Origin of the sequence: Exiguobacterium sp. TDN 0502 (assembly GCF_050846835.1) — a bacterium.
Classification (GTDB): domain Bacteria; phylum Bacillota; class Bacilli; order Exiguobacteriales; family Exiguobacteriaceae; genus Exiguobacterium_A.
This window is the reverse complement of sequence record NZ_JBOZGJ010000014.1, coordinates 1-23,699: the sequence shown is the minus strand read 5'-3', so window position 1 is coordinate 23,699 and position 23,699 is coordinate 1. Positions and strand designations below refer to the sequence as shown.

General features: G+C 48.0%; 28 protein-coding genes, 1 pseudogene and 1 other annotated feature. Of the genes and pseudogenes, 12 read left to right on the top strand and 17 right to left on the bottom strand.

What is annotated here, in order from left to right:
• Positions 1-79: 79 nt before the first annotated feature.
• The 3 genes from ACRPK8_RS13165 to ACRPK8_RS13155 all read right to left on the bottom strand — a co-directional run bounded on the left by ACRPK8_RS13165 (position 80) and on the right by ACRPK8_RS13155 (position 3,423).
• A complete protein-coding gene (locus tag ACRPK8_RS13165) occupies positions 80-1,306 on the bottom strand; it encodes an MFS transporter (RefSeq protein ID WP_432238624.1) in 1,227 nt (408 codons plus the stop codon).
• Positions 1,307-1,368: 62 nt separating this feature from the next.
• Positions 1,369-1,625: a binding site (T-box leader), on the bottom strand.
• Positions 1,626-1,800: 175 nt separating this feature from the next.
• On the bottom strand, positions 1,801-2,238 hold the full coding sequence (locus tag ACRPK8_RS13160; protein WP_432238623.1) for a hypothetical protein: 438 nt from the start codon (positions 2,236-2,238) through the stop codon (positions 1,801-1,803).
• Positions 2,239-2,349: 111 nt separating this feature from the next.
• Positions 2,350-3,423: a peptidyl-alpha-hydroxyglycine alpha-amidating lyase family protein gene (locus ACRPK8_RS13155; RefSeq protein ID WP_432238622.1), complete on the bottom strand. Its 1,074-nt coding sequence runs from the start codon at positions 3,421-3,423 to the stop codon at positions 2,350-2,352.
• Positions 3,424-3,597: 174 nt separating this feature from the next.
• On the opposite strand from ACRPK8_RS13155, the gene ACRPK8_RS13150 reads away from it, so the two are divergent.
• Positions 3,598-4,629 (top strand): zinc-binding dehydrogenase, encoded by a 1,032-nt coding sequence (locus tag ACRPK8_RS13150; RefSeq protein WP_432238621.1) that lies wholly within the window; start codon positions 3,598-3,600, stop codon positions 4,627-4,629.
• A 58-nt stretch (positions 4,630-4,687) separates the two neighbouring features.
• Here the strand turns inward: ACRPK8_RS13150 and ACRPK8_RS13145 are convergent, their stop codons facing one another.
• Positions 4,688-5,182: a hypothetical protein gene (locus tag ACRPK8_RS13145; RefSeq protein WP_432238620.1), complete on the bottom strand. Its 495-nt coding sequence runs from the start codon at positions 5,180-5,182 to the stop codon at positions 4,688-4,690.
• 139 nt (positions 5,183-5,321) lie between these two features.
• On the opposite strand from ACRPK8_RS13145, the gene ACRPK8_RS13140 reads away from it, so the two are divergent.
• The 4 genes from ACRPK8_RS13140 to ACRPK8_RS13125 all read left to right on the top strand — a co-directional run bounded on the left by ACRPK8_RS13140 (position 5,322) and on the right by ACRPK8_RS13125 (position 8,852).
• The gene (locus ACRPK8_RS13140; RefSeq protein ID WP_432238619.1) at positions 5,322-6,308 is read left to right on the top strand and encodes a DUF389 domain-containing protein; all 987 of its coding nucleotides are present in this window, start codon (positions 5,322-5,324) and stop codon (positions 6,306-6,308) included.
• 14 nt (positions 6,309-6,322) lie between these two features.
• On the top strand, positions 6,323-6,673 hold the full coding sequence (locus tag ACRPK8_RS13135) for a potassium channel family protein (RefSeq protein WP_432238618.1): 351 nt from the start codon (positions 6,323-6,325) through the stop codon (positions 6,671-6,673).
• Positions 6,670-7,905, top strand: coding sequence for a chloride channel protein (locus ACRPK8_RS13130; protein WP_432238617.1), 1,236 nt, complete (start codon positions 6,670-6,672; stop codon positions 7,903-7,905). Before ACRPK8_RS13135 ends, ACRPK8_RS13130 begins: the two co-directional genes overlap by 4 nt.
• A 92-nt stretch (positions 7,906-7,997) precedes the next feature.
• On the top strand, positions 7,998-8,852 hold the full coding sequence (locus ACRPK8_RS13125) for a LysR family transcriptional regulator (protein ID WP_432238616.1): 855 nt from the start codon (positions 7,998-8,000) through the stop codon (positions 8,850-8,852).
• A gap of 69 nt (positions 8,853-8,921) precedes the next feature.
• On the opposite strand, the gene ACRPK8_RS13120 is transcribed toward ACRPK8_RS13125, so the two are convergent.
• The 10 genes from ACRPK8_RS13120 to ACRPK8_RS13075 all read right to left on the bottom strand — a co-directional run bounded on the left by ACRPK8_RS13120 (position 8,922) and on the right by ACRPK8_RS13075 (position 15,370).
• Positions 8,922-9,209, bottom strand: coding sequence for a putative quinol monooxygenase (locus tag ACRPK8_RS13120; protein WP_432238615.1), 288 nt, complete (start codon positions 9,207-9,209; stop codon positions 8,922-8,924).
• A 53-nt stretch (positions 9,210-9,262) separates the two neighbouring features.
• Positions 9,263-9,925 (bottom strand): type 1 glutamine amidotransferase domain-containing protein, encoded by a 663-nt coding sequence (locus tag ACRPK8_RS13115; protein ID WP_432238614.1) that lies wholly within the window; start codon positions 9,923-9,925, stop codon positions 9,263-9,265.
• A gap of 145 nt (positions 9,926-10,070) precedes the next feature.
• The gene (locus ACRPK8_RS13110; RefSeq protein WP_432238613.1) at positions 10,071-11,201 is read right to left on the bottom strand and encodes a low temperature requirement protein A; all 1,131 of its coding nucleotides are present in this window, start codon (positions 11,199-11,201) and stop codon (positions 10,071-10,073) included.
• Between the two features lie 12 nt (positions 11,202-11,213).
• The gene (locus tag ACRPK8_RS13105) at positions 11,214-11,918 is read right to left on the bottom strand and encodes a type 1 glutamine amidotransferase domain-containing protein (protein WP_432238612.1); all 705 of its coding nucleotides are present in this window, start codon (positions 11,916-11,918) and stop codon (positions 11,214-11,216) included.
• A gap of 79 nt (positions 11,919-11,997) precedes the next feature.
• Entirely contained in the window at positions 11,998-12,336 is a 339-nt protein-coding gene (locus ACRPK8_RS13100; RefSeq protein WP_432238611.1) for a winged helix-turn-helix transcriptional regulator, read from the bottom strand.
• A gap of 8 nt (positions 12,337-12,344) precedes the next feature.
• Positions 12,345-12,878 (bottom strand): NAD(P)H-dependent oxidoreductase, encoded by a 534-nt coding sequence (locus ACRPK8_RS13095; RefSeq protein WP_432238610.1) that lies wholly within the window; start codon positions 12,876-12,878, stop codon positions 12,345-12,347.
• Positions 12,875-13,531, bottom strand: a complete 657-nt coding sequence (locus tag ACRPK8_RS13090; RefSeq protein ID WP_432238609.1) for an SDR family NAD(P)-dependent oxidoreductase — start codon at positions 13,529-13,531, stop codon at positions 12,875-12,877. Before ACRPK8_RS13090 ends, ACRPK8_RS13095 begins: the two co-directional genes overlap by 4 nt.
• Before the next feature lie 48 nt (positions 13,532-13,579).
• On the bottom strand, positions 13,580-14,017 hold the full coding sequence (locus ACRPK8_RS13085; protein ID WP_432238608.1) for a MarR family winged helix-turn-helix transcriptional regulator: 438 nt from the start codon (positions 14,015-14,017) through the stop codon (positions 13,580-13,582).
• 89 nt (positions 14,018-14,106) lie between these two features.
• The gene (locus ACRPK8_RS13080; RefSeq protein ID WP_432238607.1) at positions 14,107-14,481 is read right to left on the bottom strand and encodes a hypothetical protein; all 375 of its coding nucleotides are present in this window, start codon (positions 14,479-14,481) and stop codon (positions 14,107-14,109) included.
• Entirely contained in the window at positions 14,381-15,370 is a 990-nt protein-coding gene (locus ACRPK8_RS13075) for an alpha/beta fold hydrolase (protein ID WP_432238649.1), read from the bottom strand. Before ACRPK8_RS13075 ends, ACRPK8_RS13080 begins: the two co-directional genes overlap by 101 nt.
• Positions 15,371-15,791: 421 nt before the next feature.
• On the opposite strand from ACRPK8_RS13075, the gene ACRPK8_RS13070 reads away from it, so the two are divergent.
• On the top strand, positions 15,792-16,160 hold the full coding sequence (locus ACRPK8_RS13070) for an ATP-binding cassette domain-containing protein (RefSeq protein ID WP_432238606.1): 369 nt from the start codon (positions 15,792-15,794) through the stop codon (positions 16,158-16,160).
• A gap of 36 nt (positions 16,161-16,196) precedes the next feature.
• A complete protein-coding gene (locus ACRPK8_RS13065; RefSeq protein WP_432238605.1) occupies positions 16,197-16,682 on the top strand; it encodes a DUF4162 domain-containing protein in 486 nt (161 codons plus the stop codon).
• Here the strand turns inward: ACRPK8_RS13065 and ACRPK8_RS13060 are convergent.
• The 3 genes from ACRPK8_RS13060 to ACRPK8_RS13050 all read right to left on the bottom strand — a co-directional run bounded on the left by ACRPK8_RS13060 (position 16,671) and on the right by ACRPK8_RS13050 (position 18,968).
• On the bottom strand, positions 16,671-17,282 hold the full coding sequence (locus tag ACRPK8_RS13060; RefSeq protein ID WP_432238604.1) for a YdeI/OmpD-associated family protein: 612 nt from the start codon (positions 17,280-17,282) through the stop codon (positions 16,671-16,673). The genes ACRPK8_RS13065 and ACRPK8_RS13060 overlap by 12 nt on opposite strands.
• Positions 17,283-17,341: 59 nt before the next feature.
• Complete coding sequence (locus ACRPK8_RS13055; RefSeq protein WP_432238603.1) at positions 17,342-18,427, bottom strand: GGDEF domain-containing protein; 1,086 nt, start codon at positions 18,425-18,427, stop codon at positions 17,342-17,344.
• A 157-nt stretch (positions 18,428-18,584) separates the two neighbouring features.
• Positions 18,585-18,968, bottom strand: coding sequence for a hypothetical protein (locus ACRPK8_RS13050; protein ID WP_432238602.1), 384 nt, complete (start codon positions 18,966-18,968; stop codon positions 18,585-18,587).
• Positions 18,969-19,111: 143 nt separating this feature from the next.
• On the opposite strand from ACRPK8_RS13050, the gene ACRPK8_RS13045 reads away from it, so the two are divergent.
• The 5 genes and pseudogenes from ACRPK8_RS13045 to ACRPK8_RS13025 all read left to right on the top strand — a co-directional run.
• Positions 19,112-20,116 (top strand): ABC transporter ATP-binding protein, encoded by a 1,005-nt coding sequence (locus tag ACRPK8_RS13045; RefSeq protein WP_432238601.1) that lies wholly within the window; start codon positions 19,112-19,114, stop codon positions 20,114-20,116.
• A complete protein-coding gene (locus ACRPK8_RS13040; protein WP_432238600.1) occupies positions 20,113-20,907 on the top strand; it encodes an ABC transporter permease in 795 nt (264 codons plus the stop codon). The genes ACRPK8_RS13045 and ACRPK8_RS13040 overlap by 4 nt, the downstream gene beginning before the upstream one ends.
• Positions 20,904-21,695: an ABC transporter permease gene (locus tag ACRPK8_RS13035; protein WP_432238599.1), complete on the top strand. Its 792-nt coding sequence runs from the start codon at positions 20,904-20,906 to the stop codon at positions 21,693-21,695. The genes ACRPK8_RS13040 and ACRPK8_RS13035 overlap by 4 nt, the downstream gene beginning before the upstream one ends.
• Before the next feature lie 149 nt (positions 21,696-21,844).
• On the top strand, positions 21,845-22,834 hold the full coding sequence (locus tag ACRPK8_RS13030; protein WP_432238598.1) for a DUF2268 domain-containing protein: 990 nt from the start codon (positions 21,845-21,847) through the stop codon (positions 22,832-22,834).
• A gap of 533 nt (positions 22,835-23,367) precedes the next feature.
• Positions 23,368-23,699: pseudogene (locus ACRPK8_RS13025) on the top strand (RNA-guided endonuclease TnpB family protein); the annotation flags it as partial.

Genomic DNA, 23,699 nt, shown 5'->3' with positions numbered 1-23,699 from the left:
CATCACAAACCCTCATTTCGTTTTTGAAATGAGGGTTTGTCTATAATTTGAACACTTCGTGTAGGAAATGCTAGATTTTTTATGAAGAAATCTTAAACATTTCATCGGTTTCCGTCGTAAAATAATGCCGTTTCGTTCGGTCTTGCACGATGAAAACGATCAACCCACCGATCAGTAGGAAGCCAACTGAAGCGACGGTATACGTCAGCCGTATTGATGTCTCGGCATAAAAACCAATCAAGGCAGTCAGTAGAATGACGCCAATCGACTGCATGACGTGGATGCTACTAAGGAATCGTCCCATCAATTCGACGGGGATGTGTGTTTGAGCAAACGTCATGAATCCTGTGTTCGCGAACGCTAAGGCGAAGGTTAGCAAGAAAAAACCGATGGCTGCAATCAGGAACGACGTCGCCGAGGCAAAGATCAAGTAACCAACCGGCGTCATCAATGCTCCGAACTGAATTAAGAAGCGGATCGTCAATCGACGCGTAAAAATCGCATTGACGGCAGAGCCACAGATGATACCAACTCCGGCAATACTCACAAGAAAACCGTAGGTGCTCTCGTCCATCTGAAGGACGATCGTCGCAAACGAAGCTTCGAGTGAATCGAGTCCGCTCATCAGGACGATCGTCAGCGCATAGAAAGCGTAGACGACAGCAATGTAACGCCGCGTCCGTGCAAAGACAAGCGTCTCCTTCCAGTCTGAGAGAATCAGTCGGAGTGAGAAAGTTGTCTTCTCCCTCGAATGAAGGTGTACGTTAGGTAAGCAGGACAAGAGGATAGCAGAAAATAATAGCGCTCCCGCGTTTAGGACGATCGCCGTTTCCGGGGAACCGATTAAAAATAAGAAGCCGGCAATCGACGGTCCGAGAATGAAACCGGCCGATTGAATGAAGTTCTTCAGGGCATTGAACCGTTGGCAGTTGTTCTCCGGGACGAGCTTCGTCATGTAAATCAAGGACGATGTCTCAAAGAGCGTGTTGCCGATGTTCAAAATGAAGACGAGTGCGTAGAGGACAAACAAGGAATCAATCAGTGTCAGCGAAAAGACGAGAGCGGCTCGCGAGACGTCGAGCAACACGAGCAAACGACGCTGATTGATGCGATCAATGACACTGCCGGACCAAAGACTCGTCAACAACGCGGAGATTGGCAATAGAATATAGAGAATGGAAACAGCGAACGCCGATCCCGTTCGTTCGAGGACAATCAAATTCAAGGCGATGAAGTAGACCCAAGCCCCGATGTTCGAGACACCGACACCAAGTAACAGCAACCCAGGGTATTTCCAATTCGACATATGACACACTCCTTTTTATTGTGATTCAGCCAATAAAAAAATCCCACCTCCAAGACGTTGGTCTTGGGGACGAGACTGTGCGTGTCGTGGTGCCACCCCTGTTCGCGAGACCGTCACCGGTATCGCCTTCATCGGTACGACCGTTTTCAAACGGCAAATACCTGAGCTCGATAACGGGAGCACCCGTCACGATATCCCCGATTCGGTTCCACCGTGCTGCTCAGAGGCTTGGTTCGGTCAATGGCTGATGCTCCTTCCCACCAATTGGAGCTCTCTAGAAAAAGCCTAGATGACGTACTGTTCTCTTCAATGCGTTTATTTCATGTAATTTGTCTTATCCTAGCATATGCAGAATGAAACCGTAAAGGAGTTTTGTCGCTTTTTTACAATTGTTGAAATTATTTAATTTTTTTACAAATATCAGATTGAATTAATGATCAATCTGATTAAACTACAACTCCCTTAACACATCGACGACAGAGCGTTCATTGTTCTTACTCGACCTTCAGCGCAAAACCAAACTGACCGTCTCCCTTTTTCCAGCACGAGTTCAATTCATAGGCATAGATACCTGGTTTTGTTGGAGCTTTGAATCGGTCATCTTTTAGAGTTACGATGGACTCCTTTTTTTGATTGTCCGATTGAATTAGCTTCACTTGTTTTGGATTGCCAAATAGTTCGACACTGACAGACTTACCGGCAGCAATGACGACCGGTTTTTGTCCTTTAATCAGATCAAGCCCGTCCCGATAGGTTTTATCAACACATTGACTACGGAGTAAACTGTCCCAGCAATATGAGCCTTGAACGGTCGGGACATCCTTTCCTTGTGCCTTGACTTCTGGATTTGGCGGTGCGCCACGGAATGGTTCGAAGACGATGATGCACACGACGAGGATAAGTAGAACGGCTAATGCTAAGCCACGTTTCATGATGCACCTCCTAAGGATTTTCTTTATTTTACCAAAATAAAGAAAGCTAAGAGGAGTCGTCTTTCGAAAGAAAGGATATTCATTTCTTAAATTTCGAGATTTCGCTCGTTATCATTTTTCGGAAAACCGCTGTAATCGTTCATTCAACAATTCCGCGACATAGATCGTTCCATCCGCACTGACCGCGATATCGTGTGCGATCCGGAGTTGTCCTTCTTCCTTCCCCCACGCACCGAATCGTTTTTCGATGTTTCCTTGTTTGTCCAAGATGACAATTTGGCTTTGCGGATTCTTCTTTTGTCCGTTTAAATAGTTTCCGCCATCAGCGACGTAGACTTTTCCGTTCGGACCGACTTCGATGCCATACGGGCGACCAAGTTCCTTAGATGACCATGTATCGATATGTTTGCCAGTCCGGTCAAAGACTTGGACTCGCGCATTATCGCGGTCCGCAACGTAGAGATTCATCTCATCGTCACTACTAATCCCGTGTGGCAGATTGAACTGTCCGTCTTGTTTGCCGAGTTCATTGACTTCCCATTTGACTGCTCCTTTTGGATCGAACATGACGATGCGACTATTCCGGTAGCCGTCAGATACAGCGAACGAGCCATCCTTGAAAACGGTGACGTCTGTCGGACGGGCGAACGTCTTTTCATCCAGCTGTAGCGGGATGCTTGGCAAGACGTTTCGGATGCGCAGACCGACTTCCGTGAACGGACCATATGTGTTCCCGAACGTTTGCAAGACTTTACCGGACGGGTCGAGTTTGAAGACTTGGTTCAGGCTGATGTCGGTAATCCAGATATTGTTTTGGTCATCGACTTCAAGACCGTGCGGTGACTTGAATAGACCGGCGCCTAACCGCTTCTTCACGTGCATCGTCTTTCCGTCGAGCACGATCAATGTCGGTTCTTTGATGTAGGTGTCATCGCCGTATGAATTACTACCCCGGTGTAAATAGTAGACGTCACCGTTCGGAGCAACAGCGACGCCGCTTGCTTCACCGGCAATCGAACGATCGCGCGTTTCAAGTGGCCAAGCGACCTGTCCGCGATACGTCGTATCTTTTGGGATGGGTGAATAGTTGTCTTTCATGACGGGATCTGCGCCGCCTCTCGACCAGGTAATCCCTAGTACCGTGATAGTTGCTAAAGTTCCTATAAAGATCAATCGTTTTTTCATGAAGCGTTCCTCCAGATGTAATGTTGTAACTGTATTATATCTAGATAGCAAATGAAGCGTATCCGACTAGAGCAGGAGTCAAGAGGTAACGGAAGCAGGATATTAAAATAAGGATGATGGGGTAAAGAAGAGAGACATCATATATTTATTAAGAAAAGAAAGTGGGGCAAAAACATGAAAGTAGTCACGGTCACAGGGCATGGTGGGCTCGAGAAGCTCGCCTATATCGATCAGGAAACACCACAACCAAAACAAGGTGAAGTCTTGATTGAAATCAAAGCATGTGCCTTAAACAATACAGAAATCTGGATGCGCGAAGGGGCATATGGTGCCGAGAACGAGTCGGGCTGGAAAGCAGAAGGAGTACAATTTCCGCGGATTCCTGGTTCAGACATTAGCGGTCGAATCATTGCGGTCGGAGAAGGTGTCGCAGAATCAGAAATCGGGCGCGACGTCGTCTTGTTCCCATTCACGGCAAGCGGAGAAATCAAAGACGAACAGAGTGCCGAAGACTTGTCGTTCATCGGTTCCGAGTATGACGGTGGATATGCGGAATACGTCTGTTGGCCGCTTGAACTTTGTTACGACATGCCGCTTGAATCCTATACGGACAGTGCCGTCTTCTCGGTTAGCGGTCTGACGGCGTGGCATATGGTCGAGCAACTCGACTTACAAAAAGGACAAATCGTTCTTGTAACAGGAGTGAGTGGGGGTGTCGGATCACTCAACGTTCAGATTGCAGCTCGCGTCTTCGGTGCTCGAGTCGTTGCGCTCGTCGGTGATCTTAAGCTGAAGGAGCAACTGCAAGCACTCGGAGCAGAAGTGGTCGTCTCCTACCGTGATCCGAACTGGGATCAGCAAGTGATGGAAGCAATCGGTCCAGTTGATGCGATTCTCGATGTCGTCGGGGATGCCGTCTTCAAACAAGGTCTTGATCTGTTGAAACGCGGCGGAACATATTGCATCTCCGGTTCATCCGGTGGTCAAGTGACGTCGCTTGATTTCCGGACGCTCTATCTAAAGCATATCCGTCTGCAAGGATCCGTTCTCGGTAATCGTTATGATTACGAGAAGTTACTTGACGCGGTTCGAACGAAAACGATTCAGCCGATCATCGACCGGACGTTCCCGCTCGCTGAAGCACGTGACGCGCAAGCGTACTTCAAACAAGCCGGTAAGTTCGGAAAAGTCGTCTTGCTACCATAAAGAAAAGATAAACGAGCTATCCGATTCCTTTTGAGAAACGGATAGCTCGTTTTATTCATTAAAGGTTAGGCAAGATGTAAAAAAACGTGACGGTCGAGCTGACAGGTTCCTCTTCCGAATAGTCAACAAGCTCCTCCTGTGATTCATGAATCGTATAACGAGTGCTCGGAAAAAGCTCCGTTACCCAGGTCGGAATGTATGAAGGAAGTGGGAACGACCGAATCCGCTCGAATGGGAAAGGTGTCTCGTACGGATTCGGCGTGTGGACATGTAGTGCGTCTTGTGAAGCATCTTCGAGAGCAATCGTCATGTAAATCTGATGCTCGATCTGGTTTTCCAGTAATTTTTGCCGCATGTCGTGTAGGGCACGAAGCGCAATCCGAAGATGAGCTTTCCGAATGCGAAGGCTCGTGTTGCCGTGACCATAAAAGTCAGGGTGCATATGCCAGTCATTGAACCAATCATCTGAATCAACATAGGAGGGAGAAGAAAAGCTTTTGAATTCGAGTTCGAGATTTTTAAAATAACGGCGCTTCCCGCGAAATTTTTGCATAATAGTGGTCCTTTCGTTCCAAAAGATTATTTCATTGTATCATCGGCAGATAAGTCAAACATACTAAAAAATGGGTAAAAAGAAATGAAAGATCTTTAACGAATTGACTTACAAATGATGATGGAAAGGTGGAACCATGATGGAGGCATCGGTCTATGATTTGCAGGAGACGAGAACAAAAATTGATCAGGAACTGACGATTCGCTCAAGTAACGCTGTCATCCTCATGTGTGCGATTTTCATTGCTTCCATCGGATTGAATCTGAATTCGATTCCAGTCATCATCGGTGCGATGCTGATTTCCCCACTCATGAATCCGATTCTCGGACTCGGGATGGCACTTGGTCTATCAGATATTCCTTTGTTTAAGAAAGCACTACGCCTCTTAATCGTTCAACTGACGATCAGCATCGTGACATCGACGATCTATTTCTCATTTTCTCCGCTGACGGCAGCAAGTGACGAACTGATGGCGCGTACGTTCCCGACGATATGGGATGTCTTGATCGCCTTCGCTGGAGGGATTGCCGGCTGGATTGGTCTACGAAAAAAAGGGGCGAACAATATCGTTCCAGGTGTTGCGATTGCGACTGCCCTGATGCCTCCTGTCTGCACGATCGGGTATGCAATTGCGAATCAGAATCTAGTTTACGTGCTCGGGGCAAGCTATTTATTCCTGATTAACTGCAGCTTTATTTTGATTGCGACCTTTTTGGGCGTCAAATGGCTCCTGCGTTCAGACAATAGTCTACGAATTCAGTCATCCCGCAGGATCAATTGTTCGTTGATTGCTTTAGCCTGTCTAATCAGTATCCCGAGTCTCTATACAGCCTACGTCTTAAGTCAGGATAGCCTGTTTGAGACGAATCTCGACCGGTATGTTGAAGAAGAATTTCAGGACACGTTCGTCGTCGAACAACGATATGATGAAGAGCAGAGACGGTTGACGGTCACGACTTTAGGAACGCGATACGATGCGAATGAACGGAAACAACTCAGCAATTCGCTAGATGATTATGGTCTGTCAAATGTCGAGTTGACGGTCATTCAGATTCCGGATTTCAATAAACTGGATCGAAAGCAATTGGAGAAGCTGTTTACCGATCAAACCCAACGATGGCGGTAAAAGGGGGGGACACAATGCTCGCATTTTTTATCCTGATCCGTAATTTTTTTCATGTCCTGCGTATTCTGTTCAAGCAGGAAGAACAAAAGGCATTGATGATCATGGTTGGTGCGCTTTTCTTAATAGGAACGGTCTTTTACCATAATGTCGAAAAATTCAGTATACTGGATGCATTCTATTTTTCCGTCATGACGCTTGCGACGGTCGGGTATGGTGATCTTGTTCCACAGACGGCGTTCGGGAAATTATTTTCAATCGTTTACGTCATGCTGGGTGTCGGTGTCCTCAGTGCGGTCATCGTCAACTTCAACATGGCGTTAAAACAATACCACCGGGATAAAAAGAACAAGGAGGAGCGGAAATGAAATCCCACCTGACACATCTCATCCATTGTCTGCTCCTTGGAGCAATCGTCGGCACATCAGCGGCACTTTTCTTAAGTGGCATCAACGGATCGATTCATGTCGTCTGGCACGTGATCCCTGATGTGATTGATATGCCTTATCACGGCATGTGGATTGGATTACTCGGGGGTCTTGGGATTGGTCTGGTCCAAAAACATATCGGCGATTATCCGAAGACGATGCACGAGACAGTGGCAGCATTTAAAAACGAGGGACGTGTCCCGTACAGAGGCGCATTGTGGAAAAATGCAGGTGCGGCGTGGATCGTGCTGACCTGTGGGGCAAGTCTCGGACCGGAAGCGGCATTGATCAGTATCCTCGGTGGAATGGTGACCTGGATTGGTGACCGCTTGCGTATGACGGAGCCGCAACGGCAAACGTTTTTGCAGACAGGGTATGCCGCGATGCTATCGACGATTTTTCATGCACCGTTCGTCAGTGTGTCGGAAGCAATTGAAGAGGAGCCGAGTCAGGAGACACTTTCCAAGTGGGATACATTCCAAAAAATCGTCTACTATGGCATCTGTACGCTGATTGCCCTATTGTGCTTTCGCAGCATCATGCATCTGTTTCCGCATACACCGGTGTTTTCAATTAAAATCCCGCCGATTGCCTGGAACGTGGGCGTCATTTGGTACATAGTGCCTGCGGTAGTGGTAGGAGTCATCTTTGGACTCTTATTTCTATTAATGGAACACTGGACGGATAAGGTCGCTTATATTGTAAAGCATCCTGTCAGATTAGCGTTAATGGCAGGTCTTGCCATTGGTCTCGCTTCGCTGATATCGCCGTATCTGTTATTTTCAGGTGAACATGAGATTTTAGAGTTTTCAAAAGAAGCCTCTTCCTGGTCAGTTGGGGCATTGTTCCTCCTCGCCATCGGAAAAGGCTTATTGACCCATTTATGTTTTTCCTGTGGCTGGAAAGGCGGAAAGATCTTTCCGTTGATTTTTTCGAGTACCGTCCTCGCGTTTTGTCTCAGTTCGGTCAGTCCATTCATGCCCGGTCTCATCATCACAGTCGTCGTCACTGCAAGTTGTACCGTCGTCTTGCGCCAACCGTTAGTGACGGCTACATTATTATTGTTTTTGTTTCCACTTCAGTTCTTTCCAATTATCGTCTTATTATCATTAGGTATTCATCAGTTGATGAGTCGCTACGGAAAATATCTTCCCTTTGCAGTCGTCAAATAAATATGCTTATAGCAAACTGACGAAATCATTATTTGTCTTATGTCTATCGACTTTTTATACTGAACAGGAGAGGATAATAAAGGAGAAAAGACATGATTGATTTTGAATGGTATCGGAGTTTCATCCATGTGTACCAACAACGTTCCGTCTCGGCAGCGGCAAGAATTCGTTTTTTGACGCAACCGGCGGTCAGCCAGCATATCGCGGCATTAGAAGCAGAACTTGAGACGTCCTTGTTCATCCGTGCGCCACGGCAAATGATTCCGACGGACGCGGGAACAGCCCTCTATACACAAGTCGTCGGATTGATCGACCGGCTCGAGGAGTTATCGCTTGAGATGAAATACGAAGCAGGGGAACACATCCGTCCCGTCCTGAAGTTCGGTGGACCGACGGAATTCGTCACGCATGGGATCGTACCAAAGCTACCGCTCGACGTTGCACAGTTCACGGCAGTCTTTGATTTAACAGTTCCCCTGTTACAACGCCTGCTCGCGAACGAGCTCGACTTCATCATCGCGACGAAACGAATCGACGAACCGGGTGTCCAGTATGTACCGATCGCCGACGAACGGTTTCACTTAATCGCTCCGATTGGCTACGCCATTCCGGAAACGGATCTGAAGGAATGGATGGACCGTCAGCGTTGGATCAGTTATGGACTCGAGCTGCCGATCATTCGTCGGTACTATCAGACGCAGTTCGGAGAACGGCCTGGGATCCGTCCGGAAATGATCTTACCGAACGTTGATGCGATACTAAAAGCCATCGAAGCAGGACACGGGATTAGCGTTTTGCCCGATTATCTCGTCGAGGTAGCGGTCGGCGCTGGACGGGTACAGCGGATTGCACCAGAACGATTCGCGACGAATCAGTTATATGTCGCCTATCGAACGGACTCGCGCCACGATCCAGTTTTGCAACAGGTGATTGAGGCATTAAGTTGAATTAAGTTAAAAAAGTCCAATCCCCAAGCAAATGCTGAGAGGATTGGACTTTTTCGTATGAAATAGACATTACTTCGATACGTCATGTAAGAACGTCAAGTTTCGATCAACGACAAGACTGGCACTGTCTGCTCGATAGGCTTGATAGTGCGGTGAGGCGACATGCTGATCGAATGCGTTCTGATCTGGCCATTGTTCGTAAAAGTAGAAGACATTCGGATCGTCGACGGCACGGTGTGCCTGATAGGTCAGGCAGCCAGCCTCGGCACGCGAAGGAGCGATCACACCTTCGATGATCGTAGCGAGCTGTTCGCCTTTATTCGGATGTGCTTCGATTCGGGCAATCAATTGAATCACCGGTAAAACCTCCTATGAAAAGAGACCCTGCGAAAAAGGGTCTCTTGTTTTGATTAGTTGAGTGTCGTAATGACGGCTTTCGCAACCGCGATCGTGGATTGTGGATTTTGTCCTGTGACGAGGTTTCCGTCGACTTGGACGTTTTCCGTGAAGTTGTCAGCCGTGATGATGTTTGCACCAAGTTCGCGAAGGCGTGTCTCGAGCAAGAATGGCATATAGACATCAAGTCCTGTCGCACGTTCTTCTTCGTCCGTGAACGTTGCGATCGTTTTTCCAGCGACGAGCGGCGTACCGTCTGAAAGTGTCGCACTGACGAGTCCAGCTGGTCCGTGGCAGACGGCAGCGACCGTTTTGTTCGCTTCAAACAATGTCCGAAGTGCGTTGTTCAAGGCATCGCTTTGTGGCAAGTCGAACATCGTTCCGTGTCCGCCTGGCATGAAGATCGCATCAAAGGTCGAGAAGTCCTCGATGGATTTCAAATCGAGTGTCTCTTTCAAGAGTGGAGCTGTTGCTTGGATCTCCGCTGGCACTTCGTCCTCAAGGCTCCGTGCGTCGATTGGTGATTCGCCACCGTTCGGGCTTGCGACCGTTACCGTATATCCTGCGTTCTTGAATTCAATGTACGCTTCTGCGAACTCCGATAACCAAAGCCCTGTCGCGTGACCTTCCTTCATTTCTTTTGCGTTCGTGACGACCATTAAGATGTGTTTACTCATGATATGTTCCTCCTTTTTCGTTTGCCGATTGGCTACGTGATTAGAATACGCCCAACGCTAACGAAAAACAAATTAATAAAAATGAGTATATCGATAAATAAATTTATACATAAAAACAACCAGATGATAAGCATCATCTGGTTGATCATATTTCAGACGACGGACGTAAATGTGTCGTCCAGTAATACATCCCTTGCAACAGGATGAGAAGTAAGGAGAGGAGCATCATGAGAAGCAATACGATAGGAGTGAAGAGGAAAAAACTGCCGATGAGCAAGAGTGTCAGTAGGAGACGGAGTTGCAGGAAACGTCTCGTCATTCGAAGCGATACGGTATCCTTTTGCCCCGTCAAACCGATACCGCCAGTCGTCCAGATGAACAGCAGGGTCGCACTGAAAAAGAGCAGGATGGCTTCAGGATCGTCTGAAGCATAACCAGCGAACGCACTACGGACGAGTAGTAAAGACGATACGATACCGAGATTCCACATCCCCCACCAATAGACATGCCAGGCTGTCGGATGATAGAGACGGTAGATGACTTGATCGTAGTAGATCCAAAAACAGCAGACGAGATAAAGGAACAATAAAAAGGGGAGCAGTAGTCCATCACCCGTTGCCAGCAGGTCGATGACGCCAAGGACACCTTCGCCGAGGATGAGCATCGTAAAGAGTCCGAACCGTTCAGGTAAGTGGTTGCGCGTCAATTCGGGAAGCTGTTCATGCGCACGTAGCGTCCAGAGCGTCTGAAACAATTCGATGACTAATGCAAGCAGGACGAGCGGTAAAAATGTAAACCAATAGCTTAAGCTGACGAGTAGTATCGCCGTACCATGTCCAATTAATAAAATACGGAAGGTTCTTTTTTGTGCCTCTTCCGTCATCCTGACACTTCCCCACATGAACAATAGCCAAAGTCGGGACAAGAGGAAGCTCAAGACAAACCAACCGACATGTCCTTCGACGACATGATGCACGGAGTACGCGAACAAACCAATCGGTATCATCAAGACGATCAAGAGCAGGCGATGGCGACTCGTATTCTCTTCGTACCGATCGGAATAAAACGTCGTGCTCCGCCAGACGATCCAAGGGGCGATGAAGAATACCAAGAAAAACAGAAGCGTCGACATGATGCCCTCAGACAGATGCGTCTCGACGAAATGAATCGTTTCGACGAGGGAAGCGATGAAGACGAGATCAAAGAACAGTTCAATCCACGATGCTTGACGGTGCCCGGTCGTCGTGTGAATCGTCGGTCGTGACCATTCGCGCATGTTCAGACCTCCTTACGGTTCAAGCAGTTCGATGAGACGAGTCGCGACCTCATGTCCTGATTCCTGTTGTTGTCCGGTGATAAGGTGTCCGTCAACGACGGCGAACGGTGTCCAAGGGGAGGCGGAGACGAACGCTGCACCGAGGCGTGACGCCTCTTCCTCGATGCGAAACGGCATGACACGCATGCCTGCTGCCTGATCGGCTAACTCTTCTTCCGCATTCGTAAAGCCGGTCATGCGTTTACCTTCGACGAATGGTCGGTCCCCGTCTTTTAGATAAAGCAATAAACTCGTACCGTGGCAGAGTGCTGCTGATGGTTTTCCTGCAGCATAAAACGCAAGAAAGGCTTCATGGAGCGAAGTGGCTTGTTCAAACGTAAACATGGGGGCTTGACCACCAGCGACGAGAATGGCATCAAATCCTGAGAGGTCCAGGTCATCAATGCGTGGTGTCGCTTCTAATCGTGCTAAAAAGTCAGGATTGTCCCGATACGACAGCGAAAGTTGGTCATGAGCCGAGTAACCGCTTGGATCAGTAGGATCACTGAGTGCGTCCCAGTCGACCTTTCCACCATCCGGACTGGCAATCGTCACGTGATACCCTTGTTTTTGGAACGTATCAAGCGGATGGGTCAACTCCGATAACCAAAAACCGACCGGCCATTGTGTTGTCGTTGAGACGGTTGGGTTCGAGACGACGAGTAAGATCGTTTTCATGAAAAATCCTCCTGTTCGTAGTGTGATGGATGACTTAGTGTCATCGTATCAAACCCGTTCAGAAGGACAAGTACGCACATTAAGGTGAGTGGGGCGTTTTATACTGCATCCCCCATTGTTGCAGCGCACGCAAAATCGGCTCGAGGTCACGTCCCTGATCCGTCAGACCGTATTCGACATGCGGAGGATTCTCCTGATAGTCATGGCGGAAGATGAATCGTTCTTCTTCTAGCACCTTTAACGTATCGGATAAGACTTTATGACTGATGCCGGGGACAAGTCGTTTTAATTCGCCATACCGACGATTTTTTAGGAACAGTTGCCACAAGACTAGCACTTTCCACTTGCCCATTAAGACATTCATACTGAGCTGGACCGGACAGTCAAATTCACGTGTCTGATAGAGAAAACGTGCCATAAGAGACCTCACTTTCGTGTCGGGACGAGAAGTGTCTGTTCGATGAGTGATGATGTTGCCTGTACGAGTGCTTCATCGGATAAGGTGCGGACGCCGGACAGAATGTATGGCGGTAGGAAGGTCATGCCCGTCAAGTTCGCCATCGCTTGAAACGGCGTCGTCAATTGATCAAACTTGAACTGATTGACTCCGGTCGGTTGATAAGCGGCAGACGGTCCTCCCGTCGAAAAAGCGAGCATTAATTCTTTGCCGTGTAATCGTGTACCGGATTGACCATATGCCCAGCCGTAAGTGAGCACCTCGTCTTGCCAGAGCTTGAGTAAAGCAGGACTGCTATACCAATAAAACGGAAACTGGAGCACGATCCGGTCGTGTGCCATCAATAATTCTTGTTCCCGTTTTACATCAATCTTAAAATCAGGATAGGTTGCGTACAGGTCATGGACGGTCACGTGTTCTTGCTGTTGAAATGCGTTCATCCATGTCCGGTTGATTCGGGAGTTTGTTAGATCAGGATGGGCGACGATGACGAGTGTTTTCATTGTTGTTCCTCCTTGTATATGCGTTCGATCGCTCGCTCTTGGTGAAGTGCGTGTAAAGCTTGCGCGATATGCTGCGGCGCAAAGAAGGTTCCTTCTTCGACGAAACCGACGATCGTCAACGTTCCGACATGGATTGATCGGTCTTTCAACTCGTCGTGCAAGCTATACGCGAGATTTCGTAGTGCCGCCTTACCGAGCGATAAGGAAGCGACGTCAGCGACAGGCGAGAGCGCAAGTCCACCACCCGTCAGCAGGATCGATGCGTCGGGTGATAAGTACGGGAGTGCTGCATTGACGCTGTTGAGTGCACCGATGACGTTAATGTCGAAGTCAGCACGGAGATCTTCTGCGCGTAACGTTGTCGGACGACCTGGTGTGTTAGCGAGTGCGTTATAAAGCAGGACATCGATTGAACCATGGATCCGGTGAATGCTCTCGAACTGCGAGGCAAGTGCGGTAGAATTTCGTACATCCGCGACATGAGCAGTCGCTTCGTATCCTTGATCGGTCAGTTGATCGACAAGTGATTGCAGACGCTGTTCGTTCCGCGCCATCAACGCGACATGATAGCCATTCTGTGCGAAACGAAGTGCCGTATGATACCCGATTCCGGGACCGGCGCCAATGATCACTATGGTCTGTTGTGTAGTCATGAAAACACTCCTTAATAGTTGTATATACAAACGTTAGGGTAAAAAAACTCAAGCACGCTCAAGTTTTTCATTTGCTTCGCGAAGCGATTTACTCAATTGTTTACTCTCGTCCTTACCAAGAATCGCGGCATAATCAGCGAACAGTTGTTTCAACGATTGGCGGAACGTATCGTATACTTCTTCTCCCGCTGTCGTCAAACGGACGTGGGATTGTTTGCCGCGTGACTCACGATGAATCCAGCCGAGTGCTTCGAGTTTATCCAAAAACCGTGTGCTCGTTGAGGGTGCGAGAGATAAGCGCTGGCTCAATTCCTTTTGTGTGATGTCCGGATGAAAATGGACGACGAGCATCATGTAGTAATAGGAGGGCGCGAGCTCACCGTCGATAGCTTGATCAGCCAATTTGGCGATATTACGGGCAAAGCGGCTCGACGTGAAATAGAGACAATACGTCAATAAATCCTCCTCTTCCTGAATCGATGGCATGAAGTATGCTCCTTCCTTAACGTTTGTATATACAACTTAAAACGATAAAAGCAGGATGTCAAGAGAGACATCCTGCTCAACTGGTCGATTCACTTTAAGACAGGTTGGAAGGTCGTACTCCGCGTAGCGACAATGACACTCGCAAGACTTGCGACCGTCCCGAGGATAGCGACGATGATCGTCGAAGAACCGTTCGGGATCAAGAAGCCGACCGGAATCAGACTGACAAAGCTAAAGACGATCAGGGATTGGTAGACGACATTGACAATCTTCAGTACAGGTTGTTCGAAAAAAGATAGGATGAATGGTGGTAGGAATAAGACGACAATTAGTCCAATCGCAATGTAGACCGAGAACGGCTCCTCAAACGAGATGGTATTGCCTGATGAATGGCGTGCGGCGACAAGGACGGCGACGATCGCGACGCATAAGGTCACACAAACGAACGTTAATCGTTTTAGCATAAGGATTCCTCCTCTTTTCGTTAATTCCATAATAAACCAATTTTTGAATGTAAGACAATCTTTTTCCAGCCGTCCAATGATAACGAATCACCTCGATGATGACGTCGGGACGATCCCAGTGCAGTAGATGCCCGGTTTCCGAAACGAGATGGATTGTCGCATTCGTCAACTCGTGTAACGGATGTGTCGCTTGCTGACGGATTGATGTTTGATCCGTCGATAACGTTGCGACGTACAACTGAATGTCTGCTGGTGGAACGTCTGAGAGAAAATCAAGGACATCCTCGTGGTGCAGCGCACGTACGATCGCAGCAGCCGTCTCTCCTCGCGCATGCCAGTGATAACGTCCGTTTTCTAGACGAAGCAAGTCGATACCCGCCTTGTTAAGCGCAAGGGAGCGACGCGCATCCGGAGCATTAACGGCAACGTCTAAAAATTCGTCCCATGTCGAAACGGAATCCTCGAAATCGCGTTCGTAAAAAGCGACTTCCTCTTCGACTGACATCGCGTAGAGCCGTTTACTATGATAGCTGCCGTCGATCAAAATCGTACCGAGTACTCGATTAGCATGTTCAATCAAATAATAGAGTGAGAGGACACTTCCCCATGAGTGTGACAAAGCATAGAACTGACGAATATTGAGCATATGTAGGACCTTATCGATCCAGTCCGTGAGCGGTTTCATGCGATAGTGTAGAGGATCTGTAAAAGCTGCTGTTTTTCCGTGACCGGGTAAGTCGAGCGCGATGATGCGAAATTCGTTTGCGAGTGCTTCCGCGATTTCAATGAAGCTAAGACTTGTACTGCCGAGTCCATGCAGGCAAACAATCGTCGGAAGATCTTGTGTTCCCGATTCCGTGATGTGAACCACTTGGTGTTGATGGGTAATCGTTTGACAATCCCACGATTAAAACCGTGGGATTCTGAGGTGCTTATGCGAGCGCAGTCCATTTCTGTTTTGCTCAAGCCTTCAGATGAGGGTGTGCCACCACCCCTCCTGAGACAGACCGTATAGGTTCTCAGGCTGATCGACTGTTACCGTCAACCACAGGTCGTTGCAGGTGTGTCCACCTAATGTGTTAGCGTCTTTTGCGTGACGACAGGCATCGTTTTACCGATCACATGTTTTCGTGACCGAACCGTATACGATTTTCAATGTGTGATGGACACAGGCGTTTTAGAGACTTGTACTTGTCTATGCGGTAGATATACCCGAACGTCGGATATGAAAACATCCGAACTCACTTTCATCCCATGCCTAAAGGCGGGCTATGCCTGATATGGGCTTTCCCGTTCGTAAATTCTGTAATATGAATGCGATTGAAGTAAGAGGATTGAAGAAATCGTTCGGTGCAAAAGAAGTTTTACACGAGGTTAATCTGACAGTCGAGCAGGGAGAAATCTTTGGTTTTTTAGGTCGCAACGGTGCTGGGAAATCGACATTGATTCAGATTCTGACTGGGATCACGCAAGCGTCAGCTGGAACCGTCGCACTTCTCGGTGAACCCGCTGATCGACTGGATGCGATCAAACGCCGGATTGGTGTCATGCCGGATACATCAAATCTCTATCACGACATGACAGCGCGCGCGTTCCTCGAATATATGGCAGGATTATCCGGAGTCCGCGTCAGCAAAAACGAGATCCTTGATTTACTCGGTCGGGTCGGATTGAGCTGAACGGAGCGTCAGAAGATTGGGAGCTTCTCGTTTGGGATGAAGAAGAAGATCAGTATCGCACAAGCACTCGTTGGAATTCCGGAATTGCTTTTTTTAGACGAATCGACGTCTGGTCTTGATCCAGAGTCTGCAATCGATATCCAGCGACTGTTGTTCGCATTAAAAGCTGACAGAAAGACAATCTTTTTGACCTCGCATAACTTAAATGAGATTGAAAAGATTTGTGATCGTGTCGCGATCTTGGCAGAGGGGCGAATCGTTCGCTGCGGAACCATTGCGTCGATGCAAGAGGCGATAGGGCAGGAAGTTCAGATCCGCATTCGGACCGTTCCACAGCTAGAGCTATCACATCTTCCGAATGACGTTCATGAGTTGTCGCAAACGGATGAATATACACGGCTCAATCTGCCGACCGAAGAGGATATTCCGGAGTTACTCGTCATGCTTGCGAAACAAGACGTCAAAGTCTACGAGGTGCAGATTGAACGCCAATCGTTAGAAGAGATTTTTTTAGCGGTCTGACCGATCAGCTTCTGATTCCGTCTCCGGAACATCTTCGAGTAAAAGACGACCCCCGTCATTCCACTGACCGTACATCTGATTCCGTTTCGTTTTTTCAATCAACGTCTGCAGACGTTTTTCATAGAGAACGGGATCCTTGCGTACACTTTGAATCGTATCGATCCGGATGCGTCGATAGAGCTCCGGGAAGTCATTAAACTGTTCATAGACGATCGGGTCTTCTTGTAGGCGCGCTTGGATCGTGTCATCAATGACGAACGCATCAGCACGCATGTCTGGTAGAACCTGTCGTCCGGACGGTTGCATCAAGCCGAGGCGCTCTAAGCGACGGACCCGTTCCTTGTTCAGTTCGGTCCAGTTACTGTTTTTTCGACGCGGGGTGAACCGTTGCGCCAGTTCACCGTCTTCAGTCTTCTTTGCAATTCCATCAATCCAGCCGAAGCAAAGTGCCTCTTCGACGGCATCGAGATAAAGTAGACCATCTCCGGCTTGTTTTCGACTGAGAATCACCCAACAAAAGGCCGCGTGATCTGCGTGGTTCGTCAACCACTGTCGAAAGCCATCGCGATCGGTAAAGCGTAAGACATTCGTGATTTCCACGTTCGTTCCTCCATTTCAGATAGCAGTGCCCCCTCATCGTCACGCGAGGGGGCACTTTTTTAACGCAACGGGTCATGATGAAAGACACAATTTCGACCGCTCTTTTTCGCTTGATAAAGAGCAGCATCTGCTTGCTGGATCGTTTGCAGAAAATTATGCGTCTCTGACGGTTGGTTGGTTTGTCGAGACACACCAATTGATAACGTCACTTGAAGTGGTTCCGTCGCGGATAACTCGTACGTTCGTTTGGCGCTGGCTTCACAGATTTGTTCCGCGAGTCGACGCGTCTCAGGTAACGAATGCTCCGGTAACAGCATCATGAACTCCTCGCCACCGAATCGTCCGAGCACACAAGAAGGGGGACAATAGGACGTAAGCAAGGCACTGATTTGACGTAAAATATGATCGCCCTGGTCATGACCGTATGTATCATTGACCTGTTTGAAATGATCGACGTCGATGATCATGATCGAAAAATTCATCTGTTGTGATTTATAACGCTGGACGGTTTCTTCCAAACGGCGCCTATTATCAAGACCTGTCAGCGTATCCGTCAAAGCGAGACGACGATGCATCCGGACTTGATTGAAGTGCCACCGGACTTGATGCAGAATGCTGTGCAACAGAAGACCAGCACAGCCATTGCCGATGAGAAAGACCGTCATCGCCGTCACGTCATTCGGACGGACGTGATGGACGTATGGTAAACAGAGGATGAGTGCGATACCAAAAATGATTGGAAACGAGATGAATCGGTCAGGTGCTTCGTTTTGTAAATAGAGCACGATGATGCTGACGATCAGGTACGTCAAAACGAGCCAAATTATGTCAGTTGACGGAAAAACGAATAGTTGGAGGGCAGCGAAGACGAGTGTCGTAATGAAGCCGCTACTGATGCCGCCATAGATGAAGGCGATGACGATCAATGTGATTGATAAATCAAATCGAAATCCCTGATAGGTGATGGCATTGAGGATGACCCAGTAGCCGGCACCTGTTGCAAGAAGCAGTACTAATAGATTTTTCTTCAGCCAACTGTCGAGCGTGTTATGAAATCGGAATCGTTTAAAGAAAAACAACGAAATCAACACGAAAAAGAAGAGCAAGGAAATGTTAAGGATGAGATGATTTAGTGTATGCCACATGTTCGTGTTCCTCTCCGTGAGTGTCGAAAAATAACTACAAAAAATTAATTCAATTGATGAAAATTTATTTATCTAAACTAGTGTTACCCAAAAGTAGACTGAATGTATCAAAATTGCCCTATCTTTCAAAAGTATCCAAAAGAATACATGTTTGAAATTAATAATATTCTGACACCTGTTCCCGTGACGATTCCGTTAAAAAATCAAGTGAGACGAAATTGCGAATGTATGCGTAGGCACCGATTTCCCCGAGCGGCAAGCCTAATCGTTCAGCCTGTTGGCTGCGTGTATCTTCTTCCGGTTGGAGAATGTTGAATCCAGCAGCTTGCATCCGCTCTCCATCGAATTCAAGCGTCACGACGTCACCGTCCGCCCAGTCTGTTTTCAATTGGTGGAAATGAGTGCGATAGGCATCGTTAGATGGATTGACTTCAAACGCAATCGAGCCTTCTGGTGCGTCGACTTGGAATGCTGGCGACAATCCGCCGCGTGTCACGATCGATTTCATGTGATGGCGATGTGTCATATGACGTAAGATCATGGTCTGACCACTCCTTTTTTTATCTATTATTACGCGACTTCGTCAGAATATCGAGAAAAATTTTCAAAAGAGTTGGAAAGTGACTGGTTTTTTCTGGTATAATTCGTTTTCGGAAAGCGTTTGCACAAAAAGGGGGAAATCAGATGCAACGATATGCCATTGAGGCAACAGGACTGACGAAACACTATCAAATCCTCCAACGGGAACCGGGACTACGCGGAGCAATCAAGGCGCTGTTTTACAGGACGTACCGGACGAAAGAGGCAGTCAAAGCGATTGATTTGACGATTGAAGCAGGAGAGCGCGTCGGCTATATCGGTTTCAATGGTGCCGGAAAATCAACGACGATCAAGATGCTTGCCGGTGTCTTACGTCCGGACGCGGGGAACGTTCGGGTATTCGGACTCGATCCACATGCCGACCGGGTCAAGAACGCATCGCAAATCGGTGCCGTCTTCGGTCAGCGGACACAACTGTTCTGGGACATTCCGGTCCAAGAATCGTTTGAGCTACTGAAGGAAATCTATCAGGTGCCAAAGTCGGAATTCGATGACACACTCACATGGTTCCGGGAAAAATTAGAGCTTGCACCACTTCTAGACGTGCCGGTCCGGCAACTGTCGCTCGGTCAAAAGATGCGTTGTGAGCTGGCGGCAGCCTTCCTGCATCGTCCAAAAGTCGTCTATCTTGATGAACCGACGATCGGACTTGATATCGAGATCAAGGAGACGATCCGTCACTTCATCCGGGAGATGAGTGATCGCTTTGGAACGACCGTCATCTTGACGACGCACGATATGCAGGACATCGAAGAAGTCTGTGACCGGGTGATCGTCCTCGACGACGGGAGCATCATCTATGACGATACGATCGATCAACTGAAGGAGTCGTTCAGCCACGAGCGGACGCTCCGGATTACACTTGAAGAACCGGTGCCGTTCGTTTTACCGACGGCGTTGATACATCGTGTGACGTTATTTACGACGGATGAACTGACGTATGAGCTGGCGTTTGACGACCGGGAATTGTCGAGTGGACAAGTCATCAAGGAAATCGTCTCGCTGTACACGGTCCGGGACGTCTCCGTGTCCGTCCCGAAGATGGAGACGTTAATCCGCAAGCTCTACCAAGCGGGGATTAGCGCATGAGAATCCGTAAATATACCGCGTTGATGCGGTCCCAAATCAAGGTTGATCTCGCCTACACGACCTGGTACTGGGCAAGCATGTTCAGTGTGACGATGCGCTTGTTCATTCTCTATTTCTTCTGGCAAGCCGTGTATGCCAATAAGACCGATGTCTCCGGTATCTCACTGTCGACGATGCTGACGTATGCGGTGCTTGCGACGATGATTGATCAGTTCCGCGGGGGTGCCGGACGCGATCTCGCCCGGATGATCAAACAAGGAGCCATCGCGATCGAGTTACTCCGTCCGTATCACTTGCTCGATAAATTACTCGCTCAGGATATCGGCTCAAAAGTCTCGGTCTTGTTCCGCTCGATCCTACCACTCGTCCTCGTCTCGATCTTGTTCATCGGCGTGGATCGACCACAGTCGTGGTTGGCAGGCATCGCCTTCGTTGGTAGTGTCCTTTGTGCCGTGTTGCTCGCGACATTGATTGATCTGCTCGTCGGCATCTTTGCGTTCTATACCGTCAACATTTGGGGACTATCCGTCCTACAGGACGCCGTCATCACGATCATGTCCGGTGCGATCGTCCCGTTGACGCTGTTCCCGGACTGGTTTCAGACGATCAGTCTGTACTTACCGTTCGCTTCACTCGTCTACGTCCCGGTTGCGATCTATACGGGAGAGATTGGCGCAAGTGGCATCCTGCAAGCGTTACTGATTCAAATCGGATGGTTGATCGGATTCTTCGTCATCTTGCGAATCACGTTCGCGCTCGCGATCCGGAAAGTGACGGTGTTCGGCGGATGAAACGATACATAAAACTCTACTGGCTATATGCCAAAAGTCATTTTAAGGTCATGATGGAATACCGAATTGATTTCCTGATCGGTGTCTTGTCGGTCTTTGGTCAACAGTTCGCCTCACTCTTTTTCCTGTCGGTCGTCTTTCAGCATATCGAGACGCTAAACGGCTGGGACTTTTACGAGATTCTATTCATTTACGGGATCGCTTTTTTGGGACGAGCCTTACATCATATCTTCTTTGATAACCTTTGGACGATCGGCTGGCAGTACATCCGGACCGGGAATCTGGATCGGTTGTTGATGCGCCCCGTCAATCCGTTGTTTCAAATCATCGCTGAGCGCGTCCAACAAGACGGGTTCGGCCAACTGTTGATTGGTGGTGGGGTGCTCTATGTTGCTTCCGATCACCTCGACATGATCTGGAGCTTTGGTGATGTCTTGATGCTGATCGTACTTGTTTTTTCGAGCGGATTGCTCTATATCGCGATCAACCTGTTTTTTGCGACGTTCTCATTTTGGATGGTCGACAGTCTGCCGGTCGTCTCTGCGGTCTTCAGTCTGAGTGACTTCGCCCGATATCCGATGACGATCTACTCGAAGGTCTTGATGTTCGTCTTGACCTACATCATTCCGTTTGGCTTCACTGCCTTTTATCCGGCGATGTATTTCTTTGACGGAAGAGGATATGGGTTGATGGCAGTCGCGACACCACTCGTCGCCATCATCGCCTGTTTGATTGCGTACCGGTTCTGGTTGTTCGGACTGAAGGCATTTGCAAGTACGGGGTCATGAAAGAAGGAGAACCTTGAAGTGTTGCGACGCTTCAAGGTTCTTTTTATTTATAGTCAATCTGGAGGTGGACTATTTATCTAAAATATGAAACTTTTGTTATTAAATGACAGTATAAAATATTGAGACATAAATCTGAGGGAGGGATTACATTGAAAAAGGGATGGCTCGTATTACTCTGTTTGATGTTGGTTACCTTATCGGGGTGTACCGTTTGGGAAAGGACAGAAAACTTCTTTTCACCGAACGACGAAACGATTAAAAACAAGACGATCAAGATTGGTCAAGAGGATCAGGTCAAGATCGTTCCGCTCTATACGCAATACAATCAGTACTTAGAAGAGGCAATGAAGACAGGTAGCGCGGATGATGGCACGAAGAGCTATCTGAAACATGTCTTAGGTTATATGGATGAAATAGGTGAGCAACAAGATCTTGATCTAACATATATGAAGAGTTACTTTATGCTACAGGCAACGGGGTATGAAGAACAGTTAATGAGTCGGACGAAAGAGTTAATGAAAGAAGATACAGAGATCAAAAAAATCATTGAAAAAAGTTATACCGCTTCACATCGGGCATTACCGAAACAAATGAATACGATTTTCATCGTGCCGATCAATTCGGAATTCATGGAGCGTACGAGTATCATGGGAGGGGTCGCGGGGTTAGCAACAAGAGATTGCTTCATTCTATTCCTTAGTGCTGACTATGATAAGAAAATGTTGGCGTATGCAGTAGCCCATGAATATCATCATACTGCTTTGTACGACCGAATGAAGCTAGATTCTTCTTTGGGAGATGAAGCCAGCCCACTGATCCATTCACTTCTCCTGGAAGGGAAGGCGGATCAGTTCGCGAAACGCGTCGTCAAAGGTGTGACACCAGCTTGGGTCGAGCCATTAGAAGAAGAGACGAAACAGCATGTTTTACGCTTAATGAAAAATGGTGAATTGACGAAAGAGGATATCATGGATGGAAATCAGGAGAAGGATATACCTATATGGAGTATGTACCGGTTAGGAAAAGACATTATGGATGCGTATCTCGCACGACATCCTTCAGAAACGGTAGCAGATTGGACGACTAGGGACGCAGCTACGATTCTACAGGACTATAAATATAAACATGACATTCAATGAAGTCAGCAGAACCAAGTAAAATTCAAAGCCATCTGAAAAATAATCGAAACCGGGTATCGCATTACCTTGATTCCTGAAAAAGGAAATGTTGAACGTCTCCCTCTTGTATATTGAGTGTAGTCATATGAATCACAAACACTTTTTTTAAAGAGGGGACGATTGGATGAGAATCGTGAAGGTAGATCGATTAGTAGTCGCTTTAAGCATCTTTAGTGGACTTCTCATATCCTTGGGTCGCGCGACGCAAGTATATCCACAACAAATCAGCGGCAATGGAAATCTAGGGTTTCTTCCTCTCATGCTACTCCTGTTCATGTTCCCATTTGGCATCGTTCTTGTGGTGCAATGGATAAGGCAGACACCGTTACAGAATTTACGAGCGAGAAAGCCCACTCCTTTAGGGGTGGGATGATAGCGAGTTCGGGGACGGGGTGTCTTCAGACACCTCATGTCCCCGACTGTTCTTCCTGATGAAATGCATTTATAGTAAACCTATAATGGAGTTAATTATTATGATGAAGGAGGTGTCAAAGATGAGTCAAGTCGTCACGGTAGAGGTTCGAGTCTATGCCACTCGTCGTCAGGATGCCATCCTAAAAAGGATGGGCAAGACCTATATTCATACCGCCAACCGAGTCGTGGCGAACATGGTCGCCTCCGAGGACGGGAAGAGGTGGTCTAGTAAGGACATCGATGCCCCCCTTCCGAGCGCCGTGAAGAACCAACTCGCAGGAGATGCCGTCGGCATCTACAAGAAAGCGAGAAAAGAAGCATTCAAACGCATCCCAGTCCTCAAAAAGCCGGTCTGCGTCTGGAACAATCAGAACTATTCCTTCGACTTCGAGAGCATCTCCTTCCCCGTTTG